Below are 17,541 nucleotides of genomic sequence, written 5' to 3'. Positions count from 1 at the left end.
ATCAGACCATCCTTACGGGCCTTCGCACCCATCAGCCCGATCTGACCCCCATAGGGCTTCGGTGAGAGGCAGCCAAGGACGCCCAGTCCTGAGCGGGGAGCCTGGTTTACCAAGTGGGAGGTTTCGAACACGGCCAGCCGATAGGCCTCAAGACCGAAGTGATGCAACACCGCCAGGGTGAAACCGGGCTCGCAGTTGTGCTCAGCCGGAAGGAAGGCCAGATCGTTGTGCAGCAAGAAGCTATCTGGCGCGCCGCCCACGGCCCCATTGAATTTGTCGTGAGCCCACTGGCAGGTGACGATGTCAGCGCTGCCGCTTGATCCCCGGGCCATCCGCAACGTGAACTAGCCCAAGCCAAGTGAGATGGCCTATGCCAAGTCAGGCAGCCGATTCGCCCTGCGCCGCCACAATCCGCTCACAACGCTCCTGCTCCGCCTCGACCAGCGCCAGCAGCTCCGGTCTCGGCGCCGGCAGCGGAAACGGCCCCTCCTCGTAGCGGGCCTCCACCGCAAACACCTGCAGCTCAAGCAGGAGGGGATCAAGCTGCTGACCAGCCAGAGCGACCAGATCTTCGAGGTCATGGACCCGGGGCGGCCGCCGGTCGGCCAGCACAATCCAGGCCTTGAGTATTTTTCCACCGCTTGCTGGGCGGTGAAGCCCCAGTCCTCGTCGGGATAGGCAGGGTCAAGGGTCAGACCCAGGCTGCGCAGATGGCGGCGCACAATCGCCAGGAGCAGCAAGGCGTCTTCAGCGGGCGACATACAACACCCGGCCCTCACGAGCCACATCGCCGAACACATGCCAACGGGAGCCACTCAGGCGCTCGGCATCAGCGCTGCCCGCCACCACCAAGTCGACAGCTACTCCCTGCCGACCCAGCACTCGGTTGAAGCGCTTCCAGCAGGCCAGCTTCTCGACCGGCGTGAGCTGGGGCTGGCCCACGATCACGGCCAGATCCAGATCTGAGTCGGGACGCGCCTCACCCCTGGCCCGCGAACCAAAGGCGATCACCGCCTGCACATCGGGTTCGGCGCAGAGACGCGCCAAGGCTTCCCCAGACCTCTGGGGATCCACCCCCGGACCCAGCTCAGGAGCCGGCTCAAGCGCCAGGGGATGGCGCCAGGGGATGGTGGGCGGCGTGAAACGCTCGGCAGCGATGGCGACCATGCTGAAACGCTACCCCCGTTGACCTGGCACTGGCCAGCTCAACCGACCCCTCTGGTGCTGCAACCTGGCCTGCCCCTACTGCCTGCCGGATGCCAAGGAGGCACCGCAGAACTCGAGCTAGCCATGGCCGCCCTCCGGAATCAACGAATCTACCGCTATAGCGAAGAGCGCACACGCCGAGATTGCCTACCTAGAGGGATCTCTTGAAATATCGAACCCAAAGATCAGCCTCGCCAAGTGGGCATACCTCCAGCCATCAAGGTGCCCCGATGGCGCCATAGCGCTTCGGGAGTGACGGAGATGTGGTTGGTGGCTGCCAGCTCAACGGCCTCCTGGGTCGACCGGGTAGCCAGTAGGGCGGCAGTGAATGCAGGATCGCGCCGGGCCAGCTCTTTGAGATCGTGCAGAGCAGCGGTGGATTGCGTTTGGCAGGTAGTCATCTCTCTTACCTCAACTATCTGTACCCAGGCTAAGAAGCCTTATTCAGTCCAGAGATGAGTAAAAGCACCCGTCTTAACTGACACGTAAGGGCATTGAGCCAGGGGGTGGGTAGATGGATCACGAGCAATACGCCTCTATGAAGCTCGGGCCCAGGCAGAAGTCGGCGACTCAGCAGACCCCAACTTTCTATGCCACATTCATGGGCATAAAAACTTGGAGGATCGGCCGTGCACATGGTTGCGAATTTTTGGCCTGGGGCGACCCTCGAGCAATTCCAGGTTGAAATAGCCCAGTTGGAGGGCAAGGAGCAACCTCAAGCCCAGCTGCTGCGCACGGTGGCGGAGGTGGAAGGGGGTCTGATGATCGTGTCCCTTTGGGAAGGGCAAGCCCAATACGACAGCTGGGCTGAGGCCACGCTGTTGCCCCAGATCGATCTTCCAGGGGGCATGGAAGGACGCCCGGAACAACGCAAGGGGCTGGTGGTGGATCACTACTCCGTGCTGCCTGCCAGCTGAGTGGTTGGGGCCAGGGTGGCCGGTTCCATGCTGATAAAGCCCTCGGCCTCACGGGCAGAGGTGGCTCAACTGGGGTGCCTACATCTCCTCGTCCTGATAGCGAGCGCCAGGCCCAAGCATGGATTGCCCGGCGCCAAACGTCCTCACCTTCCCCCATAACGTGAGGGTCGCTTCCCCCTCGCGATGACCGCTCGCCGCACCATCACGGTCCTGCTGCTCCTGGCCGCCGGCCTCGCCCCCCTGGCGCCACCCAACGCCCAAGCCGGCCCGCTGCTGCGCCGCGCCCAGGAACGCAAGGCCTGCCAGGAATTTGCCGTCAAACTCCAGGCCGCATCCGCCAATCCCCAGCAGGCCCAAGTGGTTTACCAGCAGGGAGTGCTGAAGCTGGTTGAAACCTTCGGCGAAAACCCCTGTGGCGACATTCCGGCGCCCACCGCAACTGCTCCAGCTACCCCGGCACCTGCACCAGTCACCGCACCTGTCACCACCAAGCCAGCCAATCCCCAGCAAGCCCAGGCCTGCCAGGAGTTTGCGAGCAAGCTGCAGGGCGCCCAGGGCAACCCGGCCCAGGCCCAGCAGATCTATGCGATGGGCAGCCAGAAACTGAGCGGCATGTTCGGCCCCAACCCCTGCCCCAACTTGCCCAAGCCCTGAGCGCCACCTTGTCATTACCCCGCCCCTCCACCTTCTTCTGCGCCTTCCTCACCCTGCTAAACGACCGGCTGGGGGAAAGCATTGTGTTTCCGCTGCTGCCCTTTTTGCTGGCGGGCTTCACCAGCGATGGCCGGGTGCTGGGGCTACTGGCGGGTAGTTACGCGGTGGCTCAGTTCGCCTTCACGCCCCTGATCGGCGCCCTCAGCGACCACTACGGCCGCAAACCGGTAATCAGCGTCTGCGTGGCGGGCTCGGTGCTCGGCCTGGCCCTGTTTGCTCTCACGATCAGCTTGCCCTGGGCCAGCCTCTGGCCCGCCGCCCAGGCCGCCGGGTTGCCCCTGGCCCTGCTGTTCGGGGCTCGGTTGATCGATGGGGTGAGCGGCGGCACAGCCGCCACAGCCAGCGCCGTGCTGGCCGACATCTCGCCGCCGGAAAAACGGGCTAAGGCCTTCGGCCTGATCGGGGTGGCCTTTGGCCTGGGCTTCATTCTTGGCCCCGCCCTAGGCGGGCTGCTCGGCCAGATCAACGTCACCCTGCCGCTGCTGGTTGCCGTAGCCATCGCCGTGCTCAACCTGGTGCTGGTGCTCACCGTGCTGCCAGAAACCCACCCGCCAGAAGCACGCCGGGCCATGCCGCGCAAACGGGATCTCAACCCATTGGCCGCCTTGCAACGGGTGTTCACCAACCCCCAGGTGCGGCGGCTTTGCGTGGCCTTCTTCCTTTTCTTCCTGGCCTTCAACGGCTTCACGGCCGTGCTGGTTCTCTATTTCAAGCAGGCCTTCAACTGGGGGCCCGGCCTAGCGGCCTCAGCTTTTCTGGTGGTGGGCGTAGTCGCCACCGTGGTGCAGGGCGGCCTGATCGGCCCGCTGGTGAAGCGCTTCGGCGAATGGCGCCTCACCCTGGCCGGCCTGGGCTTTGTGATCGCCGGCTGCCTGCTGATTCCCCTGGCCACCCGGGCCAACGCCCAACCAGTGGTATTCACCGCCGTGGCGATCCTGGCCCTAGGCACAGGCTTGGTCACCCCCTGCCTTCGCAGCCTGGTGTCCCGCCGACTCGACAGCGAAGGCCAGGGCGCCGCCCTGGGCAGCCTCCAGGGGCTGCAGAGCCTGGGCAGTTTTCTGGGGCCACCGCTGGCGGGCCTGGCCTACGAAACCACCGGGCGCCAAAGCCCCTTCTGGCTTGGCATCGCCTTGCTTGTGGGCGTGGCCCTGCTGGTGGCCGGTGGCCTACCTGGCCGAAATTCAGCGATGACAGCAGGACTACACAGATCGGACAGTTGAGATTGCTACCTTGCCGCTAATCACAGTCAGGATGCGGCATGGCGGAATCAACGGCTGAAACCCAGCTAGCTCCCGAGCTTTATTTAAACCGTGAACTTAGCTGGCTGGAATTCAACTACCGGGTGCTGGCACAAGCCCTAGACGAGCACACACCGCTACTTGAGCAGGCGAAGTTCAGCGCCATCTTCAGCAACAACCTCGATGAGTTCTTCATGGTGAGGGTGGCCTCATTGAAGTCCCAGATCGATGCCGGGGTGAGCAGTCTCAGCGATGACGGACTCACAGCTCAGCAACAGCTTCAGGCGATCCGCACCAAGCTGCGCCCCCTGCTGGAGATGCAGCAGCAGCACTACCGCCACTCCCTTAAGAGCCATCTCTGCGACTACGGCGTTCACCTCACCGACTACTCCAACCTCAACGCAGCCCAACGGGATTGGCTCAACGCCTACTTCCAGAGCGCCATTTTCCCGGTTCTCACCCCCCTGGCGGTGGATCCCTCCCACCCCTTTCCCTTCATCAGCAACCTGAGCCTCAACGTGGCCGCCCTGGTGCGCGACCCCGATACGGGTCGACAGGAATTCGCCCGGGTGAAGGTGCCGCAGAAAAACCTGCCCCGCTTCGTTCAGATCCCGCCCCATCTGAGCGGCAAGCAACCCGAAGCCGTTTACACGGCCGTGCCTCTGGAGCAGGTGGTGGCCTTCAACCTCGGCCTGCTGTTCCCAGGCATGCACGTGGAGGGTCACTACTTCTTCCGCGTCACCCGTGACGCCGACCTGGAATTGCGCGACCTAGAGGCCGACGATCTGATGGAGGCCCTTGAGGAGGGCCTGCGCAAACGCCGCCGCGGCGGTGAGGTGGTGCGGCTGGAGGTGGCAGATGAAATGCCGGAAGCGGTGGTGCAGCTACTGATGGAGGGCACCGCCGTCGAAGCTGAAGACGTTTACCGGGTCAACGGACCACTGGGCCTTGACGATCTGATGAGCCTGCTGGCCATTCCCTTGCCCCAGTTAAAGGAGAAGCCCCACAAGGGCCGCACCACACCAGCCCTGGCCCGCACCCAGAAGAGCCAGCTGGAAGACGGCTCGATCAAGGCGGAGGAGTTTGAAAGCATCTTCTCGGTGATCCGCCGGGGAGATGTGCTGCTACATCACCCCTACGACCTGTTTTCCACATCGGTAGAGGAATTCCTCAACCAGGCCGCCGATGACCCCTCGGTATTGGCCATCAAAATGACCCTCTACCGCACCTCTAAGGATTCAGCGGTGGTGGCAGCACTGATCCGGGCCGCCGAAAACGGCAAGCAGGTGATGGCCCTTGTTGAATTAAAAGCCCGCTTCGATGAAGACAACAACATCCAGTGGGCCAAGCAGTTGGAGGCATCTGGGGTGCACGTCGTCTACGGCGTGCTGGGCCTAAAGACCCACACGAAAATCCTGCTGGTAGTTCGCAAGGAGAAGGAGCGCCTCAACAGCTACGTGCATATAGGTACGGGCAACTACAACTCCAAAACCTCCAGCCTCTACACCGATATCGGCCTACTCACAGCCAGGCCGGAATTCGGTGCCGACCTAGTGGAGTTGTTCAACTACCTCACCGGTTTCTCAAAACAGCAAAGCTTCCGCCGCTTACTGGTGGCTCCAGTGACGCTGCGCAGCCGCATGGAAGGCTTGATCCGCCGCGAAATCGAGCATGCCCAGGCCGGCAGGGGCGGCCATATCCGAGCAAAGATGAACTCCCTGGTGGATCCGGCGATCATCGCCCTGCTCTACGAGGCCTCCCAGGCCGGCGTGAGGATTGAGCTGGTGGTGCGTGGCATGTGCAGCCTGCGGCCCCAACTGGAGGGCATCAGCGACAACATCCAGGTTGTGAGTGTGATCGGTCGCTTCCTTGAACACTCGCGTCTGTTTTGGTTTGGCAATGGCGGCGAGCCCGAACTTTTCTTCGGCAGCGCCGACTGGATGTCACGCAACCTGGACAGACGAGTTGAAGCGGTAGCCCCGATCGAAGATCCAAAACTGCGCCATCAGCTTGAGCAGGTCATCGATCTCTACCTGAATGACACCGGTGCCTGGCACATGGACAATCAAGGAAAGTTCAGTCAACGACAGCTCGAAGGCGAACAACATCTGGTTCAGCGAGAGATGATGCGTAGCTGGCGCGGCGGTTTGATGGCTTGATCTGCAGCATTCCATACAGGAAATATTCCAAATCAAGGAGTCACAACCAACGCAACAGTGCTACATTTCGGCCAAATCCAATACGGAGGCTGGGGTGTGGGGACGCCTTTGCAATCCGCTTCAGACGCTGTTGACAACAGCGTCTCGAAGCAGTCGCCATCATTGATGGCGCCAAACGCTGCAGCTAGCAAATCTGCCTCGGCAAAGGTACGCGCCGCCACAGGCCCTAAAGCCGGGGGCCGGCTTAGTGCCGATTCAATCGGCTGGTATCTAGGCACCATTGGCAGGGTGCCCCTGCTCACGGCCGCCGAAGAAATTGAGCTGGCCCACCACGTGCAGGCTGGCAAACGCTTGCTGGAGCTCCCTGCAGGGGAGCACACCCCCAAGCACAAGCGCCAGCTGCGCATGGCCCAGCGGGCCCGTGATCGCATGATGGCCGCCAACCTGCGCCTGGTGGTGAGCGTCGCCAAAAAGTATCAAAACCAGGGGCTTGAGCTGCTGGATCTGGTGCAAGAAGGGGCGATCGGCCTAGAGCGAGCCGTTGACAAGTTCGACCCAGCAATGGGCTATAAATTTTCGACCTACGCCTATTGGTGGATCCGTCAGGGGATGACCAGGGCCATCGACAACAGCGCCCGCACGATTCGTCTGCCGATTCACATCAGCGAAAAGCTGTCGAAGATGCGGCGGATCAGCCGGGAGCTTTCCCATCGCCTCGGCCGCCAGCCGAATCGCCTCGAGCTTGCCCATGCCATGGACATAGCCCCGCGGGACCTCGAAGAGCTGATGGCCCAAAGCGCTCCCTGCGCCTCCCTCGATGCCCACGCCCGCGGCGAAGAAGACCGCAGCACCCTGGGCGAACTGATCGCCGATCCTGCCAGCAACGAGCACCTGGACTCGATGGACCGGCACATCCAAAAGGAGCACCTGGGCACCTGGCTCTCCCAGCTAAACGACCGGGAACAGCAGATCCTCAAGCTGCGCTTCGGCCTGGAAGGGGCCGAACCTCTCACCCTCGCGGAGATTGGCCGGCTGATCAATGTCTCTCGGGAGCGGGTGCGGCAGCTGGAGGCAAAAGCGATCATGAAGCTGCGCCTGATGAGCAACTACCAGCAGGCCGCTTGAGCCCATGGCCGCTGGATGGTCGCAGCAGCTGCTGGGAGTGGCGGCCGTTGCTGGCTGGCTGGCCCTGTTGGCGCTAGCGGCGCTGCAGGTGCGGCGGCGCTGGAATGGACAACGGGAATGGAGTCGCAAGTTGGTACACATCGGCACCGGCGCCGTGGTGCCGATCGCCTGGGCCACCGGCATCGATCGCCTGATCGCCATCCCCGCCGCCGGCCTGATCACGCTGCTGGCGGCAATGAACCATCGCTTCCGCCTGCTGCCAGCCATCGAAGATGTGGGCAGGGCCAGCTACGGCACCATCGCCTATGGGGCCTCAATAACCCTGCTGCTACTGCAGTTTTGGCCGCAGCAACCCGCTGCCGTAGCAGCTGGCGTGCTGGTGATGGCCGTGGGTGATGGCCTCGCCGGACTGCTGGGTCCCCTGGTGAACTCCCCTTGCTGGCTGGTGTGGGGCCAGCGCAAATCCGTCGTTGGCACCGGCGCCATGGCCGCTGGCAGCCTGGCCATGCTGCTGCTGGTTCGCCAGCTGGCGATCGCGGCTGGCCTGCCCCACCCAGAGCTGCCCGCCCTGCTGGCCATCAGCGCCACTGCCGTGGTGCTGGAGCAGGTGGCGGTGGGGGGCCTCGACAACTTCACCGTGCCGCTGGCGGCCGGCTGGCTCTGGCAACGGCTGAGTTAGCGCACTGGCTTAGCTAGCGCACCGCCTCAGCCAGAGTTTCGAGCACCTCCGCGGTGGTGGCCAGATCGATGCAGGCATCGGTGATGCTCTGGCCGTAGGTGAGCTGGCTTAGGTCTGACGGAATCTTCTGGCTACCAGCCACCAGATGGCTCTCCAGCATCACGCCCATCACGTGGCCAGAGCCGGCGCGCAGTTGTTCGGCCACCTGGGCTGCCACCTCGCCCTGGCGGCGATAGTCCTTGTTGGAGTTGCCATGGCTGCAATCCACCATCACCCGAGGCGGCAGGCCGGCTTTAGCCAGCTCAGCAGCGGCTTCCTGCACCGCCTCTGGGTGGTAGTTAGTGCCGCGCTTGCCGCCCCGCAAGACCAGATGGCCATCGGGATTGCCCGTGGTGGTCACAATGGCGGCATGACCGTCGTGGTTGATGCCCAGGAAATGGTGGGTCTTCGCCGCCGCTTCCATGGCATTGATGGCGGTAATGGCACTGCCGTCGGTGCCATTTTTGAAGCCGATCGGCATCGACAAACCCGAAGCCATCTCCCGGTGGGTCTGGCTTTCGGTGGTGCGGGCGCCGATGGCCGTCCAGCTGATCAGATCGGCGATGTATTGGGGCACTACCGGATCGAGCAGCTCGGTAGCCGCCGGCAGGCCCATCTCGGCTAAATGCAGCAAAAGGCCGCGAGCAACCCGCAGTCCCGTATTGATGTCGTAGCTGCCATCGAGGTGGGGGTCATTGATCAGGCCCTTCCAGCCCACGGTGGTGCGGGGCTTCTCGAAATAAACCCGCATCACTATCTCGAGCGAGTCCTTATAGCGTTCATGGGCCTGGGCGATTGCCGCGGCGTATTCGTGGGCCGCGGCCACATCGTGCACCGAGCAGGGCCCCACGATCACCAGCAGACGGGAATCACTGCCATGCAGGATCGCCTTAATACGTTCCCTGGCTTGCTGGACCGTTGCCGTTGAACGATCGCTGATCGGCAGTTCGCGGTGCAACAGCGCCGGAGGCACCAGCGGCCGGGTTTCCACCACATGCAAATCGGAGGTGGTGGTGGTCATGGGCCTGAGGCCGTCAGAACGGCGCCGCGGAGTCGCCTTCCACCCTAGTCAGCAGCGATTGCGACCACCAAGGGGCCGGCTGCCAAGAACAATGGGGTGTAGATCAACGCGAGCGGGCATGTCTGCAGCCACCTTCCTCCCCAGCTACCGCGCCGCTGCGGCCGAGCGCGAAGCCCTGGGGGTGCCGGCCCTGCCCCTGAGCGCCACACAAGCCAGTGCACTCACGGAGCTGCTGAGCGCACCGCCCGCCGGCGAGGAAGACTTCCTGCTGCACCTGCTTAGTGAGCGCATCCCGCCGGGAGTGGACGAAGCGGCCTACGTGAAGGCCGACTGGCTCGCGGCTGTGGCCCAGGGCACAGCTACTAGCCCCCTGGTAAACCCAGTGGCGGCAGTGAAGCTGCTGGCCACGATGATCGGCGGCTACAACGTGAGCGCCTTGATCGAGCTGCTCAGCAACTCCGATCCAGCCATCGCCAGCGCCGCCGCCGAAGGGCTGAGCACCACGCTGCTCGTCTACGACTCATACAACGAGGTGCTGGAGCTGGCCTCCAGCAACGCCTACGGCCAGCAGGTAATCGACAGCTGGACCGCCGCCGAGTGGTTCACCGCCAAAGCCGAGCTGCCCGCCGAGATCACCGTGACCGTGTTCAAGGTGGAGGGTGAAACCAACACCGACGATCTCTCCCCCGCCACCCACGCCACCACCCGGCCCGACATCCCCCTGCACGCCATGGCGATGCTGGAAACCCGCATGCCCGGCGGCCTGGAGCTGATCAGCCAGCTCAAAACCAAAGGTCACCCGGTGGCCTACGTAGGCGATGTGGTGGGCACCGGCAGCTCGCGCAAATCCGCAATCAACTCCGTGCTTTGGCACACCGGCAGCGACATCCCCCACGTGCCAAACAAGCGCGGCGGCGGTGTGATCCTGGGCGGCAAGATCGCACCAATCTTCTTCAACACCGCCGAGGATTCCGGCGCCCTACCGATCGAGTGCGACGTAACGGCGCTCAACTCCGGCGATGTGATCACGATCCGTCCCTACGCCGGCACGATCGAGCGGGCCAGCGGCGAAGTGAATGCCGGCGAGATCGTGGCTCGCTTCGAGCTAAAGCCCAGCACGATCACCGATGAGGTGCGCGCCGGCGGCCGCATCCCCCTGTTGATTGGCCGCTCGCTCACCGATAAGTTGCGCGCCCAGCTGGGGCTGGCCGCCAGCGAGCTGTTCATCCGCCCGGTCGCCCCGGCCGACACCGGCAAGGGCTACACCCTGGCCCAGAAGATGGTGGGCAAGGCCTGCGGCCTGGCGGGCGTGCGCCCCGGCAGCAGCTGCGAGCCGCTGATGACCACCGTGGGCTCCCAGGACACCACCGGGCCCATGACCCGCGACGAGATGAAGGAGCTGGCCTGCCTGGGCTTCAGCGCCGATCTGGTGATGCAGAGCTTCTGCCACACCGCCGCCTATCCCAAGCCGGTGGATCTCAAGACCCACGCCGAGCTGCCGGATTTCATGGCGTCCCGCGGCGGCGTGGCCCTGCGCCCGGGCGACGGCATCATCCACAGCTGGCTAAACCGCATGCTCCTGCCCGACACCGTGGGCACCGGCGGCGACAGCCACACCCGCTTCCCACTCGGCATCTCCTTCCCGGCCGGCTCAGGCCTGGTGGCCTTCGCCGCCGCCATCGGCGCCATGCCGCTCGACATGCCCGAATCGGTGCTGGTGAAATTTTCAGGCACCCTGCAGCCGGGCGTGACCCTCCGAGATGTAGTGAATGCGATTCCCTACGTAGCGATCCAGCAGGGCCTGCTCACGGTGGCTAAAGAAGGCAAAAAAAACGTATTCAACGGCCGAATCATGGAGATTGAAGGGCTGCCCGATCTCAAGCTTGAGCAGGCCTTTGAACTCACGGACGCGACCGCGGAGCGCTCTTGTGCCGGCAGCACAATCAAGCTCAGCGCCGAAACGGTGAGCGAATACCTAAGCAGCAACGTGGCACTGCTGAAAAACATGATCGCCCGCGGCTACGGCGACGGGCGCACCCTGGCCCGCCGCATCAAGGCGATGGAGGCCTGGCTGGCCAACCCGGAACTGCTGGAGGCCGATGCCGATGCGGAGTACGCCGCCGTGATCGAGATCGATCTCGATCAGATCACAGAGCCGATCCTGGCCTGCCCCAACGACCCCGACAACGTCAAAACCCTCTCCGAAGTAGCCGGCGCACCTATCGATGAGGTGTTTATCGGCAGCTGTATGACCAACATCGGCCACTACCGTGCCGCGGCCAACGTGCTCGAAGGTCAAGGCGAAAACGCCGCCCGCCTCTGGGTGTGCCCCCCCACCCGCATGGACGAGGAGACGCTGAAGCAGGAGGGCTACTACGCCACCTTCGAAGCGGCCGGCTCCCGCATGGAGATGCCGGGCTGCTCGTTGTGCATGGGCAACCAGGCCCGCGTCGAAGACAACACCACGGTGTTTTCCACCAGCACCCGCAACTTCAACAACCGCCTCGGCAACGGCGCCCAGGTGTACCTGGGCAGCGCCGAACTAGCGGCGGTGTGTGCCCAGCTGGGCCGCATTCCCTCCAGGCAGGAATACCTGCAGATCGCTGCTGAGCGCATCGATCCCTTCGGCGCTGAGCTCTACCGCTACCTCAACTTCGACCAGATCGAAGGCTTTGAAGACAGCGGCCGAGTGCTTAGCGCCGAGGACGAGGCGAAGGTGCTGGCGGGGGTCTGAGGCAGTCGTGGTGAGACGCTGGATGCCTACAGCCGTCGTCTTATCTGAACCAGGAAATCCTGCTGTTCGAACCCGCCCCAGCTGAGGCCGGTGCCCTGCGTGCCGTGCTGGCCTTTCCCAGCACTTACACGGTGGGCATCACCAGCCTGGGGTACCAGGTGGTGTGGGCCACCCTGGCCCAACGGGCCGATGTGGATGTACGCCGCCTATTCACCGACCAGGGCGATCCAGCGCACCGCCACTGCGACCTGTTTGGCCTGTCGCTGAGCTGGGAGCTGGATGGGCCGGTGCTGCTGGATCTGCTGGAGCAGCAGCGCATCCCGATCTGGGCGGGCGAGCGCGGCGAAGACGATCCGATCGTGTTCGGTGGTGGGCCGGTGCTCACCGCCAACCCCGAGCCGCTGGCACCATTTTTTGATGTGGTGTTGCTGGGCGATGGCGAACTGTTGCTGCCAGCCTTCATCGATGCCCTGCAGGCAGGCCGGGACGCTCCACGGGCCGAACGGCTACGCCAGCTAGCCCACGTGCCGGGGGTGTACGTGCCCAGCCTCTATGCCCCCCGCTACAGCCCCGAGGGCGATCTGCTCGCGGTGGAGCCAACAGAAGCGAGTATCCCGGCCACGGTGGCCAAGCAGACCTGGCGCGGCAACACCTTGAGCCACTCGACTGTGATCACCCCGGAGGCGGCCTGGCCCTCGATCCACATGGTGGAGGTGGCGCGCAGCTGTCCGGAGCTGTGCCGCTTCTGTCTGGCCAGCTACCTCACCCTGCCGTTTCGCACCCCCAGCCTGGAAGACGGCCTGATCCCAGCGGTAGAGAAGGGTTTGGTCGCCACCCAACGCCTGGGATTGCTGGGGGCCTCAGTAACCCAGCACCCCCAATTCGCCGACCTGCTGGCCTGGCTCGACCAGGACCGCTTTGAAGGCACGCGGGTGAGCGTCAGCTCGGTGCGGGCCGCCACCGTGACCGCCGAGCTGGGCCGAATTCTGGCCAAACGGGGCAGCAAATCGCTCACGATCGCCATCGAGAGCGGCAGCGAGCGCATGCGCCAGGTGGTGAACAAGAAACTCGCCACCGAAGAGATTTACGCCGCCGCCCGCTACGCCAAGGAGGGCGGGCTCACGGGCCTGAAGCTCTACGGAATGGTGGGCCTGCCTACGGAAGAAGAAACCGATGTGGAAGCCACCGCCGAGCTGCTGCTAGCTCTGAAAAAAGCCACTCCCGGCCTGAGGCTCACCCTGGGAGTGAGCAGCTTCGTGCCCAAGGCCCACACCCCGTTCCAGTGGCAGGGGGTGCGTCCCGAAGCCGACAAGCGACTCAAGCTGCTGGCCAAGCGGCTCAAGCCCAAGGGCATCGAGCTGCGCCCCGAAAGCTATGGCTGGAGCGTGATCCAGGCCCTGCTGTCTCGCAGCGACCGGCGCCTAGCGCCGGTGATCGCCGCCGCCCGCGGCAAACACGAGAGCCTGGGGGGCTGGAAGCAGGCATATCGGGCGGTGCGGGAGCAAACCTCAGGCCTTGAGAGCCCACCAGCCTGGGAGGAAGTGATCCACGCAACCTGGAACAGCGAGCGGGTGCTGCCCTGGGCGCACCTGGAGGGACCGCTGCCTGCGGCGACTCTCGCCAAACACAGGCTTGATGCGCTCGGCGAAGCTGCCTGAACCTCAAGCAAACACCGCCGTCCGCCCCCGGTAAACCATCACCTGGCGCTTGAGGTGCAGGCGCACGGCCCGGGCTAGGGCCAGGCGTTCGCAGTCGCGGCCGAGGCGGATCAGGTCAGGGACCTCATCGCGGTGGCCCACGGGCACGGTGGATTGGGCAATGATCGGCCCCCCATCCAGCTGCTCGGTCACGTAGTGACCGGTGGCACCGATCAGCTTCACGCCCCGCTCCCAGGCCCGGTGATAAGGCTGGGCGCCCTGGAAGGCAGGCAGGAAAGAGTGGTGGATGTTGATCACTCGGTGGAAAGCATCCGGTGGATCAAAGCTCTCCAAAAATGCCGGCGTCAGCACCTGCATGTACTTGGCCAGGATCACTAGCTCGATGCCGTGCTCGGCAAGCAGCTCCAAGTGCCGTGCTTCAGCCTCCTCCCGGTTGGCGGCTGAGATGGGCACATGGGCAAAGCGGGCCCCAAATTCCTCGGCCAGGGCGCCAAGGTCGGGATGGTTGGAGATCACCAGCGGCACCTGCATCGGCAACTCCCCCGTACGCGTGCGCCACAGCAAATCCAGCAGGCAGTGGTCCTGCTTGCTCACGAAGATCGCCACCGGCGGGCGCACATCTGAGAAGTTCACCTTGTATTGGCCACCCAGGCGCTCCGCCAGGGCGCTGGCCGTGGGACAGATCGCCTCCCGCGGCAACCCGAAACCCTCAAGCTGCCACTCGATCCGGCTCAAAAACAAGCCAGCGCCTTGATCGCTGTGGTGGTCGGCGTGCACGATGTTGCCGCCGTTAGCCGCCACCCAACCAGACAATTCCCGCACTAGTCCGGGTTGATCCGGGCAGATCATCTGCAGGATGGCAGTGGCGGTAGTCATGGCCATGGTCAACGTCGGTTCAGACGTAGCACCTCGGCGGCATTTAGGGCCAGGTTGCGAGGGGCAACAGACAGGCCGGAAGAGCCAGCCCGCCCCGATAAACTCACCCCCACGAAAAGGTATTGGTACCTGCTGATGGCTTCTGCGCGGATTCCTGCGGTTTTCACTGCTTTCAGTAAAACTGCTTTCACCCAAACCGCTTTCACCCAGCAGCTGCGCCGTTTACTGGTGCTCTGCCTTGCCACCGTGCTCTGCCTCGGCCTGAGCGCCTGTGACGGCAGCCAGGGCAAGAAGCCGCCGACCATCAGCCCAGAGGACATGGCCCTGATCGAGCGCCAAGCGGAGGGCTTCCTGGCAGCCCGCAACCGCCTGCCCGAGTTGGCCGCCCTCGTAAATGATCGCAACTGGGTATTCACCGCCAATTTGATCCACGGCCCCATGCAGGAAGTGGGCCGGGAAATGAGCTACATCAACCAAAGGCTGCTGCCCGCCGACCGCCCCGAGGCCGAGAAGCTTGCCACCGCCCTGAAAACGGCCCTAGCCCAGCTCGATGAGGCGGCCCGCCTTCAAGACGGCGACAAGCTGCGCAAGGGTTACATCAAGGTGGCGAGCGGTTTTGGTCTCTATGCCCAGGTGTTGCCCACCCAAGTGCAGGAAGACCTCAAGCAGATCTGATTCAGAAGACCCATCCCGTCGGATCAGCCGTTAGGCGCCTTTCGATCGCTGTAATCGGCGCCGGCTTAGTGGGTCGGGCCTGCGCCTGGCTACTGCTGCAGCGTGGCCACCGAGTTTTGCTGATTGATCCTGGCCTGGACGGCCAGCGCGACCCCAGCTCAGGCAGCGAGGCGGCCCTGGGGGTGCTCATGGCCCAGGTGTTTCACCGCAACAGCGGCCGAGCCTGGCGGTTGCGTCAACGCAGCCTCGAGCTCTGGGGCCAATGGCGTCAGCAATTGCAGGGCCAGGGCTGGGAGCTGCCCTGGCGGCCCGGCTTGCTGCTGCTGGCCAGCACGCCTGAGGAGCTGGAGCGCCAGCGCCAGTTGGTGGCAAGCCGGCGGCAGCAGGGATTTGCCTTGGAGCTCTGGGACCAGCCCCGGCTTGACGCCCTGGCTCCAGCCCTGCCGATCGGAGCCCTGGGCGGGCTCTACTCTCCGGCCGACGGGCAGCTGGATCCCGGGCCCGCCCTCGCAGCCCTGCTAGCCGATGGCCTGCGGCTGGGTCTGCAGACCTGCTGCGATCGGGTTGAGCGCCTCGAGCAACGCCCCGGTGGCTGGAGCGTGCACACTCGCAGCGGCGAGCTTCTGAAGGTGGATGCTTTGGCGCTGAGCGCCGGGGTGGCCAGTGCCGCTTTGCTGGCGGACCTAGGCCACCAGGTACCCATGGAGCCGGTGTTAGGCCAGGCCCTGGAACTGGAGTTGCCACTCCCCACAAACTGGAGCAGCGCCAGCCCCAGGCCAGGAGAGCTCTCCTGGCCTGGGGCAGTGGTGTGGCAGGGGCTCAACCTGGTGCCCCGTGCCAGCGGCAGGCTTTGGCTTGGGGCCACCCTGGAGCCTGGCGATCAAGCCGATCCGGCCGCCCTCGCCAACCTGCAACAGCTAGGTGGTGCCGCGCCAGAGTGGCTGCAACAGGCCACCGTGGTACGCCAGTGGCAAGGCCACAGGCCCCATCCCATCGGCCGCCCTGCGCCCCTGCTCGAGCAGCTGGAGCCGGGCCTAGTGCTGGCCAGCGGCCACTACCGCAATGGCGTGCTGCTGGCACCGGCGACAGCGGAATGGGTGGCCGACCAACTTGAGCAAGGCTGACAAACCGGCCAGACCCTGAGCCCAGCAAAAAGCCCCCCTTACGGGGGGCTAAAGATCACCTAAAGGCGCTCAGTAAATCTGATCACTTGCTCTCGGTGAATTCAGCGTCGATCACATCGTCGCCGGCGGGGCTGGAGTCTGCGGCACCAGCACCATTGCCACCAGGAGCGGCGCCGCCGGCCTCAGATCCTGCAGCCTGCTGGTACACGGCGGCACCAGCGGCATACAGGGCCTGCTGCAGGGTCTCGAGCTCAGACTTCATGGTGTCGAAGTCTTCCTTAGCGATCGCCTCCTTGAGCTTGGCGGAGGAGGATTCCACCTTGGCCTTGTCCTCAGCCCCCACCTTGTCGCCGAGCTCGCCGAGCTGCTTCTCCGACTGATAAACGAGGGTTTCGGCCTGGTTCTTCAGGTCGATCTTTTCGCGCTTCTCCTTGTCGGTAGCAGCGTTGCTCTCGGCATCCTTAACCATCTTCTCCACCTCGTTGTCGCTGAGGGTGGAGGCTCCAGTGATCGAGATGCTCTGCTCCTTACCGCTGCCCTTGTCCTTAGCGGTGACGCTGAGGATGCCATTGGCATCGATGTCGAAGGTGACCTCGATTTGGGGCACGCCGCGGGGTGAAGGAGGAATGCCGTCGAGGCGGAAGGTGCCGAGCGACTTGTTGTCGCTGGCCATCTCGCGCTCACCTTGGAGCACGTGGATCTCCACGTTGGTCTGACCATCCACCGCCGTGGAATACACCTCGGTCTTCTTGGTGGGGATGGTGGTGTTGCGGGTGATCATCTTGGTCATCACGCCGCCAAGAGTTTCAACGCCTAGAGACAGGGGGGTGACGTCCAACAGCAGGATGTCCTTGACCTCACCGGCCAACACACCGCCCTGAATCGCGGCACCAACGGCCACGACTTCATCTGGGTTAACGGTTTGGTTGGGGTCCTTGCCGGTAACGCGCTTGACCAGCTCAAGCACCGCCGGGATGCGGGTGGAGCCACCCACCATCACGATTTCATCGAGTTCAGCGGAGGAGAGCTTGGCGTCCTTAAGGGCCTGCTCCACCGGCACGCGGCAACGGTCGATCAGCTTCGAGGCCAACTCCTCAAACTTGGCCCGGGTGAGGGTGAGGTCGAGGTGCTTAGGACCCTCTGGGGTGGCCGTAATGAACGGCAGGTTGATTTCGCTCTGGGTAGCGCTTGAAAGCTCAATTTTGGCCTTCTCTGCCGCTTCAGTGAGACGCTGCAGCGCCTGCTTGTCCTGGCGCAGATCAATGCCCTCATTGGCTTTGAAGCTGGCGGCTAGGTAATCAACGATAACTTTGTCAAAGTCATCGCCGCCCAGGTGGGTGTCTAGTTATGTTGAGAGTAGTTTTTTGAATGAGTGT

Annotated in this window: 15 protein-coding genes and 2 pseudogenes; 10 read left to right on the top strand and 7 right to left on the bottom strand. The window is 64.0% G+C overall.

Annotation, left to right across the window (positions count from 1 at the left end):
* The 4 genes and pseudogenes from KBY74_RS09465 to KBY74_RS09450 all read right to left on the bottom strand — a co-directional run.
* Positions 1 to 332: pseudogene (locus KBY74_RS09465) on the bottom strand (hypothetical protein); the annotation flags it as partial.
* A 46-nt stretch (positions 333 to 378) separates the two neighbouring features.
* The gene (locus KBY74_RS09460; protein ID WP_254942481.1) at positions 379 to 612 is read right to left on the bottom strand and encodes a hypothetical protein; all 234 of its coding nucleotides are present in this window, start codon (positions 610 to 612) and stop codon (positions 379 to 381) included.
* 135 nt (positions 613 to 747) lie between these two features.
* Complete coding sequence (locus tag KBY74_RS09455) at positions 748 to 1,167, bottom strand: nucleotidyltransferase family protein (RefSeq protein WP_254942480.1); 420 nt, start codon at positions 1,165 to 1,167, stop codon at positions 748 to 750.
* Positions 1,168 to 1,391: 224 nt separating this feature from the next.
* Entirely contained in the window at positions 1,392 to 1,607 is a 216-nt protein-coding gene (locus tag KBY74_RS09450) for a hypothetical protein (RefSeq protein ID WP_254942479.1), read from the bottom strand.
* Between the two features lie 234 nt (positions 1,608 to 1,841).
* On the opposite strand from KBY74_RS09450, the gene KBY74_RS09445 reads away from it, so the two are divergent.
* From KBY74_RS09445 to KBY74_RS09420, 6 genes are all read left to right on the top strand, one after another.
* Complete coding sequence (locus KBY74_RS09445) at positions 1,842 to 2,123, top strand: hypothetical protein (RefSeq protein ID WP_254942478.1); 282 nt, start codon at positions 1,842 to 1,844, stop codon at positions 2,121 to 2,123.
* A gap of 183 nt (positions 2,124 to 2,306) precedes the next feature.
* Positions 2,307 to 2,777 carry a hypothetical protein gene (locus KBY74_RS09440; protein WP_254942477.1) on the top strand — a complete coding sequence of 157 codons (471 nt, stop codon included), beginning with the start codon at positions 2,307 to 2,309 and terminating at the stop codon, positions 2,775 to 2,777.
* A gap of 8 nt (positions 2,778 to 2,785) precedes the next feature.
* Positions 2,786 to 4,057 carry an MFS transporter gene (locus KBY74_RS09435; RefSeq protein ID WP_254942476.1) on the top strand — a complete coding sequence of 424 codons (1,272 nt, stop codon included), beginning with the start codon at positions 2,786 to 2,788 and terminating at the stop codon, positions 4,055 to 4,057.
* A gap of 38 nt (positions 4,058 to 4,095) precedes the next feature.
* The gene (gene ppk1, locus KBY74_RS09430; RefSeq protein WP_254942475.1) at positions 4,096 to 6,234 is read left to right on the top strand and encodes a polyphosphate kinase 1; all 2,139 of its coding nucleotides are present in this window, start codon (positions 4,096 to 4,098) and stop codon (positions 6,232 to 6,234) included.
* A 96-nt stretch (positions 6,235 to 6,330) separates the two neighbouring features.
* Positions 6,331 to 7,359, top strand: a complete 1,029-nt coding sequence (locus KBY74_RS09425) for a sigma-70 family RNA polymerase sigma factor (RefSeq protein ID WP_254942474.1) — start codon at positions 6,331 to 6,333, stop codon at positions 7,357 to 7,359.
* Between the two features lie 4 nt (positions 7,360 to 7,363).
* A complete protein-coding gene (locus KBY74_RS09420; protein ID WP_254942473.1) occupies positions 7,364 to 8,038 on the top strand; it encodes a diacylglycerol/polyprenol kinase family protein in 675 nt (224 codons plus the stop codon).
* Between the two features lie 13 nt (positions 8,039 to 8,051).
* Here the strand turns inward: KBY74_RS09420 and KBY74_RS09415 are convergent, their stop codons facing one another.
* Entirely contained in the window at positions 8,052 to 9,098 is a 1,047-nt protein-coding gene (locus KBY74_RS09415; protein ID WP_254942472.1) for a 3-deoxy-7-phosphoheptulonate synthase, read from the bottom strand.
* A 118-nt stretch (positions 9,099 to 9,216) separates the two neighbouring features.
* On the opposite strand from KBY74_RS09415, the gene acnB reads away from it, so the two are divergent.
* Positions 9,217 to 11,832, top strand: coding sequence for a bifunctional aconitate hydratase 2/2-methylisocitrate dehydratase (gene acnB, locus KBY74_RS09410; protein ID WP_254942471.1), 2,616 nt, complete (start codon positions 9,217 to 9,219; stop codon positions 11,830 to 11,832).
* A 104-nt stretch (positions 11,833 to 11,936) separates the two neighbouring features.
* Complete coding sequence (locus KBY74_RS09405; RefSeq protein WP_254942470.1) at positions 11,937 to 13,490, top strand: radical SAM protein; 1,554 nt, start codon at positions 11,937 to 11,939, stop codon at positions 13,488 to 13,490.
* Between the two features lie 3 nt (positions 13,491 to 13,493).
* On the opposite strand, the gene purU is transcribed toward KBY74_RS09405, so the two are convergent.
* Positions 13,494 to 14,366: a formyltetrahydrofolate deformylase gene (purU, locus tag KBY74_RS09400; RefSeq protein ID WP_254942469.1), complete on the bottom strand. Its 873-nt coding sequence runs from the start codon at positions 14,364 to 14,366 to the stop codon at positions 13,494 to 13,496.
* Positions 14,367 to 14,501: 135 nt separating this feature from the next.
* Here purU and psbQ point away from each other — a divergent pair, with 135 nt between their 5' ends.
* On the top strand, positions 14,502 to 15,041 hold the full coding sequence (gene psbQ / locus KBY74_RS09395) for a photosystem II protein PsbQ (RefSeq protein ID WP_254942468.1): 540 nt from the start codon (positions 14,502 to 14,504) through the stop codon (positions 15,039 to 15,041).
* A complete protein-coding gene (locus KBY74_RS09390) occupies positions 15,038 to 16,165 on the top strand; it encodes an FAD-binding oxidoreductase (protein ID WP_261360354.1) in 1,128 nt (375 codons plus the stop codon). Before psbQ ends, KBY74_RS09390 begins: the two co-directional genes overlap by 4 nt.
* 82 nt (positions 16,166 to 16,247) lie before the next feature.
* Here the strand turns inward: KBY74_RS09390 and KBY74_RS09385 are convergent.
* Positions 16,248 to 17,507 (bottom strand): annotated as a pseudogene (locus tag KBY74_RS09385) (Hsp70 family protein); the annotation flags it as partial.
* Positions 17,508 to 17,541 lie beyond the last annotated feature (34 nt).

Source organism: Cyanobium sp. A1C-AMD, assembly GCF_024346495.1.
GTDB lineage: Bacteria > Cyanobacteriota > Cyanobacteriia > PCC-6307 > Cyanobiaceae > Cyanobium_A > Cyanobium_A usitatum.
The sequence above is the reverse complement of the archived record's forward strand: the minus strand, read 5'-3'. Positions and strand labels throughout refer to the sequence as shown.